15 protein-coding genes are annotated in these 13,825 nt (G+C 57.9%); 13 read left to right on the plus strand and 2 right to left on the minus strand.

Annotation, left to right across the window (positions count from 1 at the left end; all coding sequences use genetic code 11):
* Nucleotides 1–306: 306 nt before the first annotated feature.
* Nucleotides 307–1,023, plus strand: coding sequence for a hypothetical protein (locus A3AI_RS0105225; RefSeq protein ID WP_024514559.1), 717 nt, complete (start codon nt 307–309; stop codon nt 1,021–1,023).
* A gap of 401 nt (nt 1,024–1,424) precedes the next feature.
* Here the strand turns inward: A3AI_RS0105225 and A3AI_RS0105230 are convergent, their stop codons facing one another.
* A complete protein-coding gene (locus tag A3AI_RS0105230; protein WP_024514560.1) occupies nt 1,425–1,718 on the minus strand; it encodes a hypothetical protein in 294 nt (97 codons plus the stop codon).
* Nucleotides 1,719–2,880: 1,162 nt separating this feature from the next.
* Between A3AI_RS0105230 and A3AI_RS48675 the strand changes: the two genes are divergently transcribed.
* The 9 genes from A3AI_RS48675 to A3AI_RS0105275 all read left to right on the plus strand — a co-directional run bounded on the left by A3AI_RS48675 (nt 2,881) and on the right by A3AI_RS0105275 (nt 9,422).
* Nucleotides 2,881–3,039, plus strand: a complete 159-nt coding sequence (locus A3AI_RS48675) for a hypothetical protein (protein ID WP_198030061.1) — start codon at nt 2,881–2,883, stop codon at nt 3,037–3,039.
* A gap of 256 nt (nt 3,040–3,295) precedes the next feature.
* Nucleotides 3,296–3,550: a hypothetical protein gene (locus A3AI_RS0105245; RefSeq protein ID WP_024514561.1), complete on the plus strand. Its 255-nt coding sequence runs from the start codon at nt 3,296–3,298 to the stop codon at nt 3,548–3,550.
* A 196-nt stretch (nt 3,551–3,746) separates the two neighbouring features.
* Nucleotides 3,747–4,127, plus strand: coding sequence for a hypothetical protein (locus tag A3AI_RS0105250; protein ID WP_024514562.1), 381 nt, complete (start codon nt 3,747–3,749; stop codon nt 4,125–4,127).
* Nucleotides 4,128–4,711: 584 nt separating this feature from the next.
* Nucleotides 4,712–4,915 (plus strand): hypothetical protein, encoded by a 204-nt coding sequence (locus tag A3AI_RS42230; protein ID WP_036047445.1) that lies wholly within the window; start codon nt 4,712–4,714, stop codon nt 4,913–4,915.
* A 54-nt stretch (nt 4,916–4,969) separates the two neighbouring features.
* The gene (locus A3AI_RS0105255; RefSeq protein WP_024514563.1) at nt 4,970–6,640 is read left to right on the plus strand and encodes a portal protein; all 1,671 of its coding nucleotides are present in this window, start codon (nt 4,970–4,972) and stop codon (nt 6,638–6,640) included.
* Between the two features lie 4 nt (nt 6,641–6,644).
* Nucleotides 6,645–6,944 (plus strand): hypothetical protein, encoded by a 300-nt coding sequence (locus A3AI_RS0105260; RefSeq protein WP_024514564.1) that lies wholly within the window; start codon nt 6,645–6,647, stop codon nt 6,942–6,944.
* 48 nt (nt 6,945–6,992) lie between these two features.
* Nucleotides 6,993–7,574, plus strand: a complete 582-nt coding sequence (locus A3AI_RS0105265) for a hypothetical protein (protein WP_024514565.1) — start codon at nt 6,993–6,995, stop codon at nt 7,572–7,574.
* Between the two features lie 144 nt (nt 7,575–7,718).
* Complete coding sequence (locus tag A3AI_RS0105270) at nt 7,719–8,558, plus strand: hypothetical protein (RefSeq protein ID WP_156927636.1); 840 nt, start codon at nt 7,719–7,721, stop codon at nt 8,556–8,558.
* Between the two features lie 222 nt (nt 8,559–8,780).
* Entirely contained in the window at nt 8,781–9,422 is a 642-nt protein-coding gene (locus A3AI_RS0105275; RefSeq protein ID WP_024514567.1) for a hypothetical protein, read from the plus strand.
* 399 nt (nt 9,423–9,821) lie between these two features.
* Here A3AI_RS0105275 and A3AI_RS47240 read toward each other — a convergent pair whose 3' ends face one another.
* Nucleotides 9,822–10,193 carry a hypothetical protein gene (locus A3AI_RS47240; protein ID WP_156927637.1) on the minus strand — a complete coding sequence of 124 codons (372 nt, stop codon included), beginning with the start codon at nt 10,191–10,193 and terminating at the stop codon, nt 9,822–9,824.
* Here A3AI_RS47240 and A3AI_RS0105280 point away from each other — a divergent pair.
* From A3AI_RS0105280 to A3AI_RS0105305, 3 genes are all read left to right on the plus strand, one after another.
* Complete coding sequence (locus A3AI_RS0105280) at nt 10,192–10,944, plus strand: hypothetical protein (RefSeq protein ID WP_024514568.1); 753 nt, start codon at nt 10,192–10,194, stop codon at nt 10,942–10,944. The two genes, A3AI_RS47240 and A3AI_RS0105280, sit on opposite strands and share 2 nt — an antisense overlap.
* Before the next feature lie 313 nt (nt 10,945–11,257).
* A complete protein-coding gene (locus A3AI_RS47245; RefSeq protein WP_156927638.1) occupies nt 11,258–12,871 on the plus strand; it encodes a M23 family metallopeptidase in 1,614 nt (537 codons plus the stop codon).
* A gap of 188 nt (nt 12,872–13,059) precedes the next feature.
* Nucleotides 13,060–13,659, plus strand: coding sequence for a hypothetical protein (locus A3AI_RS0105305; protein WP_156927639.1), 600 nt, complete (start codon nt 13,060–13,062; stop codon nt 13,657–13,659).
* Nucleotides 13,660–13,825: the final 166 nt, after the last annotated feature.

The raw sequence follows: 13,825 nt of genomic DNA on the forward strand, positions 1-13,825 counted from the left end.
ACAGAATGTCGGTGAACCAAAACGGAAATCTGCGGCCGGACGGGATGTCCATTTCATTGCCGACCTGGTTCGGTACCAGGCGCGCGACGATGTGCCCGATAAAACCGATCATGATATGGAAGATGGTGTAGCTTCGCGGAGCAATGGCAACTGTGTGTATTCGTACTCAGAATCCGCGCATCTACGCGTTGCGCTCGCGCCGGACGTGGACGGCCGCTGCTGCACCTTAACCGCTAGCTTGGCAAGCTCGATGTATGGTAGTGGGCTGCCCGAGACGTTCGAGCAGATGCGCTTAAGGGGTAAAGCATGCAACGGCAGCTTCGTTGGGGCTCGGTGATGAATGAAGTGCATAGGTTATGTCCGGCCGGCAGCGACGGCCAGGCGGGAAGTGCGCGTAAGGTCGTTTTCATGAAGAGCGAAGTCGTCCGGTGGTCTCTGAAAGGACTTTCCGCGATTTTGATGTGGCTATGGCTACAGCCGTGCGCAGCTCGCGAGGAAGTAAAACTAACGCAGTCCATAACTCTTTTGCGCGACAGTCCGTCGGGCGTTCGGATGATCATGAAAACGTGGGTGAATGAAAGCGACTCAAGAAGCCGTTTCGTGATTGATCTATTCTCAAAGGCCAAGAGTGTTCAGCCGCAAGCCTCATACTACGAGCGTGTATCTAACTTCTCGGCAGGCAAGCAGGTGGAGCTTTCGATCTGGGACGCACCGGACTGCGCTATCTCCCAAACTATGGTGTTCCGTGTCAAATCGAAATCAGGGGATCGGCTCGTTGTGGGAACAGCGGATCGTGCACCACCAAAAGGTGATCTCGTTCCTCAGGACCAGCCGATTCCGCAGCGGATTCGCGTGTTTGTTCCCAAAACAAATCCGGACGAGGATGAGCCGGGCAAGTCGTCAGTTTGGTTCGATGCTGTTGTGGAAGGGGTCAGCGATCAAAGTCTCTGTTCGCAAGATGAAGTACGTCATGCAATCGATGCCTTTGTTGGTCAGCACATAGTCGAACCAGACGTGCGGTAACTGGTTTAAGGAGAACGGTTATGCCAACGCCAAATTCGGCCTCTCAAGCCGGTTCTCGCGATTGTATCGGAACGACGACGGTTCGACTACTGTTCGAACCGGTGGGACTGTCGCATGGCGCAATAACAACCCGGGCAACATCAAGTATGGGCGGAACGCTAAAGCTGCCGGAGCGATAGGGAAGGATGATAAAGGCTTCGCAATTTTCCCAACCTATGAAGCCGGTTTGCAAGGGATGACCAATGTATTACAAAATGAGTATGGGAATACTACGATCGATGCGATGATGAAGTCATATGCGCCGACATTTGAAAATGACACGGCAGCATATACAGCATTCTTGAATAATAAAGTTGGTGCGCCAAGTGACACGCTGGTCAGGGATCTATCCCGCGATCAGTTCAATAGACACTTACCAAAAGGAGCGCGCCGCCGATCATCCAAGCGAACATGATCTGCTCGATCCGGATTGCGCCTCCGAGATGAGCCCGGCCGGTCTCGGTCAGTTGCGCCGGATCGACGTTACTGAAGCGGAAGCCGAACCGGTACCACCAACCCGGCTTCATATAGTCGGAATAGCCGATCTCCGGCACGAGATTGTTGTGTACCAGACGTAGGAAATTCATCCACTGCCCGACGAGGAAGACCAGTCCTGCCAGCCATATCACGATCAGGACCGTCGCCAGGTGCGTCATGTTGCGTCAGCCATCTTGCCTGGATTGTGGCGCCGCGCGTCCGGCAGCCGGCAAAAAGACATGTCGTATCTGCAGGCCTACGATTCGCTCGTCGAGCGGCGAGCGGGTTCCCGCCGAGCACGTCCGAAAACTCTCAGAAAAAGCTTGCCGGCAGGCAGGCTTAGGTATGTTCCGATTCCAGCGAGGATTCCTTTTTTCCCAAAGCACAGGAATGAAATGTAGCACGCGAGCGCGAGCCCAAAGACGTTCAGGAGCAATGACTTAAGACAACCTAAGGCTGCGTTGCTTTCGGCTTCCTGTTGCATTTTTGATCTCGCTTGCAGTCCGGTCGGGCTCAGGCCTGATCTTGGAGTAAAGAATGGCTGGTGAGAATTTATTGGCGAGACTAATAGCGCAAATCACAAAGACGGAAGGAAAGAAGGAGCTTCTTTCGCAATATGGTCCGCCTTTGCAGGGTGACATCCTTCACGACGGTCTTGTCGGGGCGGGGGAGACCTGGGGAGGCGTCCTGGGATCAGCCGCCGGGGCCGTGGGCGGAGAGGCGGCCGGTGATCCTCTTGGAGGATTGGCTGGCGCAGCTGCGCTGGCTCCGCCTGGCGCTCTCGCCGGAGCGTGGGCGGCTCATGGGGCCTATCGCGGGGGACAACTGGTACGAGATATTCTCTCGCACCCCGAGAATTGGACGGTTGATGCCGCCGGCGCCATCGTGCCGGCCACTCAGGATCAAGCGCCTGCCTCAGGCGCGAACAGCTTGGCTCGCGCCAAGCCTACGCCGTTAAGTGCGACGCATCCTTCGGCAGAAACCGGTTTGGCGAGCGGCAATGCTGTGCCTGCCGGCCCCGCTTCTTCAGTCCCCGTATCGCCGACGGCGTCTCCTCGGATGGGGCCGGGCCGCATAAAAAGCAATCTGGCCTCGCCAGGCGTCTTCTCGAGCGGTGCGTCCCCCGTTCCTCAACTCCGCCCGACTGAGCAAAATAAACCGGGTGGCCTCCTGGGCATGATGATTGACGGCGGCTACATCGATCCGACCAATCCGGATCCACCGCCGGCCGGTGGATTGGCCGGGCTCATCCAGGATTATTTGCGTCGCAGCCCCGACGCGTCCCGCTAATCGGTGCGCCGAACGATTTTCATTCGCAAAACCTCGCGGTGAGCTTTGAACATGATCAGTCTTTCGCCCGCAGTGGTGGCCACACCGGTGTCCGTTCCCGTCACGCACGACGTCGCGATCGCCACCACGCGCAAGCTGTCGCAGGCGAAGGTGGCGCGCTGCGCACTCCGTCGGCGACTGCAACTATTGCTGCCACGACGTCGTTACTAAGACCGAGGCGCGACTTTGCGGCCAAGAGCCAGTAAAGAGGATATCGTTGCGGGATGCGACGCGAGGCGCCTATTTCAAGCATGGGTTGCAGCAAAAGCAGGCGGGAAATTCGGCAGATGACGGGCAGCGGCATCGACTAAACGTCGCGGACCATTGACGAACGTTGAGGCGAGACGAATATTGGTTCAGATCGCGGCGTGCAACCCGGCGAAGTCGCCGACCAGGTTGCTGTTACTGGCGAGTTTATGGACGCTCGATGTGTATCATCTTCGATATCATGATCGGCTTTATCGGGCGCACGGTCGCGCGCCTGATCTTGCCGCTTCTTTCCTTAGGTAAGATATCCGTCCAGCCGCTATCTGCTCCGATGGATGCATTCAATGTTTTTGGCTACCGCCACGATAGCGACGGACGAATAGAGATAGAATCGACACTTGCGGGCTTTATCGGATTTCTTCTTTGTTTCGCGGCCTTTCTCATGATCGGTCTGCTCACGCACGCGGCTCTCTGACGCAACGCCAAAATCTAACTCGACGAGTCTCTTGCTGCGCGCCCGGCGCGTGCGGGCTGTGTCTGATCCGTTCGCTTCTCGCCTTCACCCTGCAACTTCAGCGCGATCTTGTTGCTTGTCAATGTTCTTATTTTGTTCTAGATGAGTGGTCGCGTAGCGCAGCAAAGCTGCCTGCGACTTCCTGCGGGGAAAGCCAATGGCCGCCGTATTCTTCGTTATAGGCGCGATCGCCTTGATCTGGTCGGCGGCTAAATACCAGATCATCTACCATTCGATCGTCGATTCGTTTCCACCGCAGTTTCGAGACGACCTCAGCTCCCGCTACGCGTTTCCCGTGCTGGTGCTCAGTCCTGCGACGCCATTGCCGTTGCAGGCCGAATACGTGAAGTCCATGTGGGGCTTCTGCGTTTTTTTTCTCTGTATGTCTCTTGGTTCTTTCGCGTCTCGGAATGCGGTTTTTGGCAGCCTCTTTCTGCTCGTCTTTGCCGGGGCTGTTTTCAAGGCCATCAAGTCCCGCAAGACGCTTCAGGAAAACTGCAATCGAGCAGACAACCGGGAAGATAGGGAGCATGTATGAAGTCGGGGACGTACGGTCGAGGAACATTTGGAACGCTCTGGGGCATCGGAGGTGGTCTCTACATAGACAGCCACGGGAGAATCTATCCGCAGGCTTACGGCGGGACACCTGGATTGAGTCTATCGGCAGGTTACACTCCAAATCTCGAAGGGCTTCTGACCGGAACGTCGGTTTCGGGGAGTCTTGGAAGCGGATCGTTCAGGTACAATCTCGGAACGAGTGGAAGTGCGACCGGTGTAGGTTTCGGGACGCCGGGGGCTGGCGTCACCTATGGTGTCGGCCCATTGGAAATGGCACAGGATTAAGCTCGGCCTTGGGTAACCCCGTCCATTCGCGATTCAGCAGCCGCAGCAGGGGTGCCGAGCCGATACAATGTCTGGGAATATGACTTTCCTGGATCGGCGTCCGATGAGAGCGGACCAACATCTTCCGCAAGTCCGGATCCGAACGAAGGTGGCGGTTCGGCTGCAGCCCAATCATCTGATAAGTCGAGCTCGATCAGTGGTCTCGCAAGTCGCACGTCGACGCCTGCCTCTTCAGCGCCCGCACCACCAGCAGCGTCGCCTCAGATTAGGCAAGGCCAGATGAACAGCGAGCAGCGGCCGGGTATCTTCGTTACGGGTGCTTCTCCGATTCCGCAGCTTCCATCGATGCCACGACAGAAGCCTGGCGGTCTTTTGGGCAGGATGATTGATGCCGGCTACATCGATTCCGATCTACCGCCGGCCGGTGGACTGGTCGGGCTTATCCAAGATCATCTGCGAAACAACCCTGCTATCAGCCGCTAGTTGAAGCCGCCGAACCAGTTTTCATTCGCAGCATCTCGCGACGAGTTTTTGGACATGGATATCTCACTGTCACCAACGCTGACGCCGTTGGCGCCGCTTCCTGTTACCCACGACGTCACCATCGTCACCACGCGCAAGCTTTCGCAGGCGAAGGTGATGGGTGTGCCGCCGGAAGAGTTCGGCATCGAGCGCGGTGCGCGCTCGATTCGCGACTGCAACTATTGCTTCCATGAGGTCGTAACCAAGACCGAGGCGCAACTGATCGCCGAGGGTTTTGACGAGGACCAGATCTCTTCGCTCACCGAATATACGGGGCTGACGGAGATCGAGACACTCGCCCGCGACACGGTCGAGGAGCACTTTTCGGTCAATGCCGGCGGGCTCAACTCCGCGGCACGGCTGGTCCGCATCACCGAGCATTATGTGCGGATGGACTATGAGGGCAATGGCCGTCCCTGTCTCTACCAGGTGATCACCGGCGGCGACCAGGGCGACATCCTGCGCAAGGACGGCAAGCAGTGCATCACGCCGTTCGATGTGATGCCGTTTGCCGCGACCACGCCGGTCCCGGTCACGCACCGTTTCTTCGGCCGCTCGATTGCCGATCTCGTGATGCCGCTGCAACGGGAGAAGACGGCACTGAAGCGCAACGCGCTGGACAACCTCTACCTCCACAACAATCCCCGCGTCGAGGTCGCCGAGCAGAATGCCGGTCCGAACACGCTCGACGATCTCCTGGTGTCGCGCCCCGGCGGGGTGGTGCGCACCAAGACGCCGGGTGGGCTGAACTGGCAGGTCGTGCCTGACATCACGTCTTCCATCTATCCGATGCTGCAATATCTCGACGCCGAGCTGGAGACCCGCACCGGCCTCTCCAAGCAAGCCCAGGGCATCGATGCCAATGCGCTGCAGAACCAGTCGGCGACCGCGGTCGCGCAGGTGTTTTCGGCCTCGCAAATGCGGATCAAGCTGATCGCGCGGATCATGGCCGAGGGCGTGCGCGACATCTTCGCGCTGCTGCACGGCACGATCCGCAAGCATGGCCAGCAGCAACAGACGGTGCGCCTGCGCAACGCCTGGATCAATGTCGATCCGCGCAACTGGAAGACCCGCGATGACATGACCATCAATGTCGGCCTCGGCAGCGGCGGCAAAGCTCAGCAATTTGCTCAAACCATGGCGATCGCCAATGTCCAGAAGGAGCTGGTCGCCGCCGGCAAGATCAATCTGGTCAGTGATCGCGAACTCTACAACACCGCAGCGGAGCTGACGCGGATCATGGGACACAAAAGTCCCGATCTGTTCTTCAACGATCCCGCGGCGATCAATCCGCAGACCGGACAGCTCTTGCATCCGTTGCCGGCACCGCCCCAGCCGCCACCGCCGCCTCCTGACCCCAAACTGCTGGCGGCGCAGGCGAGGGCGCAGCTCGACCAGGCTACTGCCATTCACAAGGCGCAGCTCGACCGGCAGCAGGCGCAGAACGATACGATCCATCAGCAGGTTAAAATCCAGGCCGAGATCGAGCTCGCGAAGATGAAAGCCGGCCTCGATGCCAAGCTTTCGCTCTTGGACGCGCATCTAAAAGCTGTGAGCGAGGCGCAGAAGATTCAGCATGCGCGGGAGCACCACCGCATGGATATCGCCGAGACCGCGGCCGGCTTGGCGGCCAGCGCTCCCAGCCATCAGGCAAAACGGCACCACTGGATCGATGGAGCGGAGTAATCCAATGACTGATGAAAGCCGGCTGCGCGAGGCGGCCGCTAAGGCCGCACGAGCGCAGGAGCTACTTGATAACGAGCTTCTTGCCGACGCGTTTGAAAGCTTGGAGAAGACCTACATCGCAGCGTGGCGTGTCACGACCATCGACGATTCGGCAGGAAGGGAGAAGCTGTTTGTCGCCATCAATATCATTGGCAAAGTGCGTGATCATCTTGCAAGCGTCGTTGCCAATGGCAGGCTGGCCGAGGCCGAATTGAAGGAGCTTGCGTATTTAGCGGAAAGGAAGCGAAGGTTCGGGATATTGTGAATATTTTGTTGCAGCCGACGCAACCAGGGCGCGTTCTAGGAGCACCGTATGATGTGGCTTAAATGCTTTGCGATCGTCGCCATCGTCGGCGCGGTGCTTGGGCCGTGCGGACTGGAGTTTTTTTATTTTCTCTATCCGCCGATTGCGGATTGGTGCGATTGGGTCGGCGGTCTCTGCCTGGTTCCTGTATTGCTCCTTTCGCTCGGAGCGTTGATCAAGCTTCGTTGGAAATGGATCACGATCTTCGCTGTCGCCTGGGGGTTGATACTCCTTCCCGTGCTCGGATTTGTTGCGCCCTTTGCATGGTTAAGTCACCAGGGCTTTCATACCCACACGCTCCTGGATCAGAACTATCTCTCCAGATGTCGCCTGATCGATGTTGTCGAAGATGGCAAGACACAGAAAGTCGGCTTCTGCGAACACTTTGATCACCTCGAGATCTGCGACTTTATCATGTATGACACGACGGGACAGTTCGTTCTGCCTGCTTCGCGGAGAACGCCGGAATGGAAGCAGGCGATTGCGGCAGTTGCTGCGAATTCGCTGGTCTCGCCCGACGACGATGCCCTGCATCTGTTCGGAAGCTTCTATCTGGTCATAACCATCAGCGGTCCCGGGTGCTTAGGGTGATCGTCCGTCGCGCATAAGTTCGATCTCTGATCGAGAGTGGCGCCCGCTGCAAGTCGTCCTCTGCTGTGTGTCTTTATCCCCGAAGGGGGCTCCCCCAATTCGGGGTTGAGGCCTACCTCAACTCATTTCGACAGGAGCAGCGATTTGGCTGATCCGACTTTCTATGCCGCCGCGCAAGATCCGACCGCGAAAGGCAGTGTCAAAATAAGCGGCTACGTTCCCTCAAGATTTCTGATGCGCAACGGAGCATACGTTATGGACCCGGTTCCGGGCGCATCGCAGAAGGCCTTTCTCTTTTCCGATGGCTCAGGCAATAACAGAACGGACGGGAGGCTAGCCAATCCTAACAATTATCTGATCGTACCTGCGAATTATAGCGAGCGGCAAGCGAGGAATTTCGCGGCTAAGGTGGCGATGGTTCACGGACTTCTAGGGCCTAGCGCGATGCTTGGGATGATGGCGAATGCATTTTGGCTAGGCGGATCTCAAGACCTGCAGCGCAATCCAGGTTGGGGCACCCCACCAAAATCTTTCGTGCCGGCCTACACAAGCGCTGCCTCGGACCATTTCGGGTACGTCACGGCAGCCGCAGGCTTGCCGCGCGCATTGGCGGACAGCGGCGGAGGCGCTCACAATCTATATAGCTGGGCGCGAAACAAAGCGGCCGGTCTGGTAAATGGGGCGGGTAGCTCACATCCAATTCATATCGAGGGAAAGCTTGGCCTATCGAAGATCAACGAGGCCAACATCGCCCAAGGATTTGCCGCTGGTCTGGAAGCCGGTATGGCTCGTTCACCGTTCAATGACTCCGGTTACAACGCGCAATCCTCGGAAGCGCCCGGCCAAATCGGCGATGGTCATGGCATCGCGCCTTTCTCCGCTGGGCTAGCCGGCATCAATCCCGACCAGCCGGCGCCGCCGGACTGGCCGCCGCAGCAGCACACCCAGGTCAGGTATCTCAGCTCGCAGTGCGTCCGATATTGATCGCGCTTCAAATGTAACCGAAGGGCTTCGTCGTGCAGCGAAGAATACGAGCTGGCTGCGCCCTTATCCGGCCACGTGGCCCGAAATCTCTCTGCATATCTTGCGGAACGGAAGCGAGGGTTCAGGATACTATAAGGTCCGCGGAACGACGCACAACCAGAACGGTAGTTGACCGTGTTCATGCATTGTTCTAGAAGCCCGTGAGATGCATTAGGTGAGTTCATGAGTCCGACTGGATCGTGGGAGGGACAGAGCATCACCTGGTCAAAGCGTATCCTGATCTTCCTTGCTTTGTTCGGGTTGTACGGCGGAGACTTCTTTTATTTTCTCGTTCCGCCCCTCGGGTATTGGTTGCCGATAATCACGCTTGTGCTCGCGATGCCTTTGGCGTTCGTTTTCCTGGCAGCTATATTCAAGCGCCGCTGGAAGTTGGCAACGGTGTTCGCGTTGGCCTGGGCGCTGGTCGGCATTCACTTCGCCGGATCTCGGGCTGCTTCGGAGTGGGTGCGTGTCCAAGGCTTTCGTTTGCACACACTGCTGGTTCGGGATTATTCGTCCGGGTGCGATTTGACCGAATTCGTTGAGAATGGCGTCAAGCAATCCACCGGCACGTGCGAAGGCTTTGATCGCGGAAATTATTTCGACGTTATTGTCTACGACACCACGGGCGAGTTCGTATTGCCTGCTGCGCAAAGAACACCAGCCTGGAAGCAGGCGATGGCGACGACGATTTCGAGGGTTGTTGTGTCAGAAGAAGACCGCGCTTCTCATCTGTTCGGGAACTTCTATCACGTCTACGTACGATCTGAGGAACTCTTAGTGGCGATAGGCCTCTCAAGCCGGATTTCCGGCCAGCAACTGTAGGATCGGCCAACGACCGAGCACCTTGATCTCGGCTACCCGGCCTGTAGTTGCCCATAACCGAACATCCTCAGGCCGGTCGAGATTGCTCGCCGGCCCGGGCCGTTTGTTGACGTTCGCTCATCTCAATTGAAGGAGCCGCGATTTTGTCCGATCCGATCTTCTATGTTCGCGCTCAGGTCCGCAACGATCCCCGCAAAGTAAATGGCTAGCGGGCCTACCGCGGGCACTTGCGGAGTTCGGGGGCGGCATACACAATCTCTTCAACAAGCATGTTGTTGGGGCGAACGTTGATACGAGCGGAAAGTTCGGGCTATCGAAGATCAACGAGGCCAATATTGCTCGAGGCTATGCCGCGGGTCTAGACGCCGGCAACTCCCCTTCACCGTTCAATGACTACGGCTACAACGCGCAACCTTCGGAAACGCCCGGCCAAATCGGCGATGGTCGTGGCATCGCGCCTTTCTCCGCTGGGCTAGCCGGCATCAATCCCGACGAGCCGGCACTCCCGACTTGGCCGCCGCAGCAGACCAGCCAGATTAGATATCTCAGCTCGCAGCGCGCCCAATATTGACGCAGTTTGTTGCTGGTCATGCTCGCGATACAACCAAAGGGAGAGTTGACGGCAGAGCGGAAGCGGCGGTTCGGGATCCTGTGATTTTTCCGGACGGCGATGCAACCAAAACGCGAGTTGACATAGTTCTTGGTCTGTTCTAGATGATCCATAAGTTTGCGCGCACGCCGCAAACTCATGATAGCGGGCTGATCTTCCATGAAATTTCTCGATCGTATTTCGCTGGCTGGGTTGATGCTGTTGATCTCCAACAGCTCATACGGTGCTCAGGCCACAATGACTTGGGAAGACGGGGCATTGTGCCAATTCGAACTCAAGTTCGACCCAACGAAATATGACCGCGAGAGGCTAAAGAACACGATCGACGCCGCCTACGGAGACGATTTTTTCAGCATTCCATCTCCGGCCATGGCCATCGATCGGGATGGCCGGATCACATCGCAGATTACGGAATTCCAGCAGGCATGTGATCGTAAGAGAGACGCTGTGGCCAACCTGCCGCTTCTTGAACTTCCCGGAGCCGAGGAGGCGCGAAAGCTCAGTCTTGAGCAACTGGAAGAGACCTGCAGATTCGATGTGCTTGAGGCGCGTGCTGCATTGGGAGATCCGGCAGCGCTCCGCCAGTTTGCGCCATCGGCTGCACAATGCTCCTCGTACATCGACGCGTTGGAAGGAAAGACCGACCTTCGCGCCGTATGGCGCAACATGGTCGAATCCCGCTGTCGTGACAATAGTAGGCCGGATGTCTGCAAGGCCAATTTTTTTTCAGCCGAGACGAGGCCGAACGCTGAAGCGCGAATTAAAGCGGACGTTCTGACATATGGTTGGGGCAATTGCACAACACGCTATCTGAAAACGGCGGACGTGCAGAAAGAGTCGTCGATCCGGGCGAAACTCGAAAAGGGGCTCCGGCGGCTGTTCAAAATCAAAGCCTACCCTTGTAGCGATTAGCTCGGCCGGGCGGCCGTTCTTGATCGGAATTGCGTCGCCATTGCATTTCAAGTCCTCGTCAGTTTTTGCTTCTCGCTGAGCCGGCATTGCAGATCGTGTAATGCGCTGAAGTGTGAATCCTCGCCTCATGCTTGCCGTGGGGCAGTCAAGCCTCAAATGGTGCATTTCCTGTCGTCGATCTTCTCAAATCGATGACAGCGATCGCTCGCGCCGAGTCCTCGCGAACTGCTCATTTCGGCCAATCGATGACTTCCGCTGAACAGCTCTCCTGGGCTAGACCGTTCTCGATTGGAATAATCAAAGGAATAAGAAAATGGCAACCGATCCAATAATCCAAGGGCTTATCGATCTGTTCGAGCCGCCAGAAGACGGCCATGCGGCGCTGCCGTCGAGTGCCTTCGGTGCGTCTCGGAGCAAGGGTACAAATCCGCACGTCGGCTTTGATGTTAGCCGCGGCCGGGGCGTGCTGCCCCACGGCCGAGTCAATTCACCTGTCTACGGCAAGATAAAGGAAATTCAATCGAAGCTCGGTCGCATTGTAATCGAGGAACGGTACCCCGGCACTAATACGCGGACAGGCTATGACGTTGAGATACTGCACACACAAAGCCAGATGGTGAAAGCCGGGGATACGGTTGTACCGATGCAGCAAATAGGTACGCAGGGCGATGTCGGCGCGCCCGGCGCATTCCACGCGCACATACAAGTGTTCCATGGCGATAGAACGCCGCTCAATCCACTGAGGCACCTGTTCGAGTATCACCATCCTGGCGCGCCGGTGCCGCCTCTGCCTGAGTTTGAACCGCTGCAAGTGCCGCCGCGCGTGAAGGGTGGCTCGGCGTTGCAGCCCGACACGCCGCGGCCGCCGGTGCCGGGCGCTGTACCGACACCGGACAATCCGCCTCTGGCGACCGCACCAGCGCCGCGAATTCCGAAGGACCAGCCGCGCAATCCTGGGCCGCCACTCGACATACGGCCTCCCGCTCAATCGCGTTCGCCCGTCGCTCCAGCGCCGACACCCAGCCCAAGCTTGCCGCCGTCGTCCTTTGGTCGCGAAGGCTCGGCGAGCAATCCACCCAACTTTGTGGATCGCTGGAATGCGCCGGCGCCGGCACCGTCGTCTCCTGGCATCGGTGGTTTCGCTCCACCTGGCCAGGCGAATAGCTTCAATGATCGGTTCGGCAATTGGAAATCCGACGCGCCGGATGGCTCCGTCTCCTCGCCTGCGCCCGAAGGGAGACCGGGAGGATTACCGGGCATGATCATGGATTACCTTCAACCCCAGGGGGAGCGGGCCGCCAGACGCTCCCAGGCGCAGCCGACCGGGTTGCCTTCACAACCAGGTACGCTTGGAGGGGCGGTTGATAGTCAACCGGACCAGCAGCAAGCCTCTGCTATGGCTCGTCCCGGTCTGTTCGCATCGTCGTTTCTTGGCGGCAAGCAAAATGGTTCAGGCGGTCTTGCCGGCTTATTCGGCTCTAATCCCGTCGGTCGAATGCCACCCGGAAGATTGCCGCGACCGGAGACATTGTTCAGGCCACTGCCGTTCATGAGCGGTTCGCTTCCCGACAAGCCGCCGCTCGTCCTGGCTCGGCCGGATGTTCGGTTTCCCCTCGAGGCGTTGCTTGCGCCCGATCGCGACAAGGCCTTGGACGAGTGGAGCTCGGCGCGACCGCCTCGTCAAGCCGTTCCGCGCGCGCCTGCGCCAGACAGCGGAGGATCCATCGCCGATTTGATCATGAATTATATTCGATCGCAAAAGGCGCAGGACGCCGATCAGTCGCAACGGCCTGCGTTCAATACCGATGCGGCCCCGATGCCGCCCATCTCGTCCTATGTCGTTCCCTCAACCGATGGAGAGGACGTGTCCGACGACCCGCGCGGGCGCGCGTCTATCCGGCGGCTGTCGCGCTTCGCGGCGTTGTGACCTATCGGCAACCTGCATTCCCGCGCTAGCCTTATTCGAAGCGTTTGGTCCCCGTACCACTTGCCACAACCGTTTCGTTCGCTGGCCGCGGGCTGGTGTCTGGAGTCGATGCAACCGAGGCGAGAGTTGACAACGCTCCCTGTTTGCTCTGGTAATTGAATTGGGCGCGGTAGCCTGTGACTGATGGATTGTTCCAGGAGCATCGGATGACGTGGCCCAGGCGTATTGCAATTGTCGTCATCGTTGGTGCGGTGCTTGGTCCCTGCGGACTGGAGTTTTTCTATTTTCTCTATCCGCCAATCGCGGATTGGTCCGATTGGGCCGGCGCTCTCTGCCTGGCTCCGCCATTGCTCCTTTCGCTCGGGGCGTTGATCAAGCTTCGGTGGGAATGGATCGCGATCTTCGCTGTCGCCTGGAGTTTGATATTTCTTCCCGCCCTTGGAGTTGTTGCGCCCTTTGAATGGCTCAGCCACCAGGGCTTTCATATCCGCACGCTCCTGGATCAGAACTATCTCTCGAAATGTCGCCTGATCGACTTTGCTGAAAATGGCAAGGCACAGAAAGTCGGCTTCTGCGAGCATTTTGATCACCTCGAGATCTGCGACTTCATCATGTACGACACGACGGGACAATTCGTTCTGCCTGCTTCGCGAAGAACGCCGGAATGGAAGCGGGCGATTGCGGTAGTTGCCGCGAACTCGCTGGTCTCGCCCGACGACGATGCCGTTCATCTATTCGAAAACTTTTATCGGGTCATAACCCTCAGCGGTCCCGGGTGCTCAGCGTGATCGTCCGGCGGGGATGACTTCGATCTCCGATCGAGACTGGCATCCGTTGCCTGCCGTCCTGCTGTCCTTATCCCCCGAAAGCCGCTCAGCCCAATTCGGAGCTATGGCTATACCTCAGCTCATTTCCACAGGAGCAGCTATTTGGTTGGTTGTGCATGCGAAATAT

Origin of the sequence: Bradyrhizobium sp. Tv2a-2 (assembly GCF_000472425.1) — a bacterium.
In the GTDB taxonomy this organism is placed as follows: Bacteria; Pseudomonadota; Alphaproteobacteria; order Rhizobiales; family Xanthobacteraceae; genus Bradyrhizobium.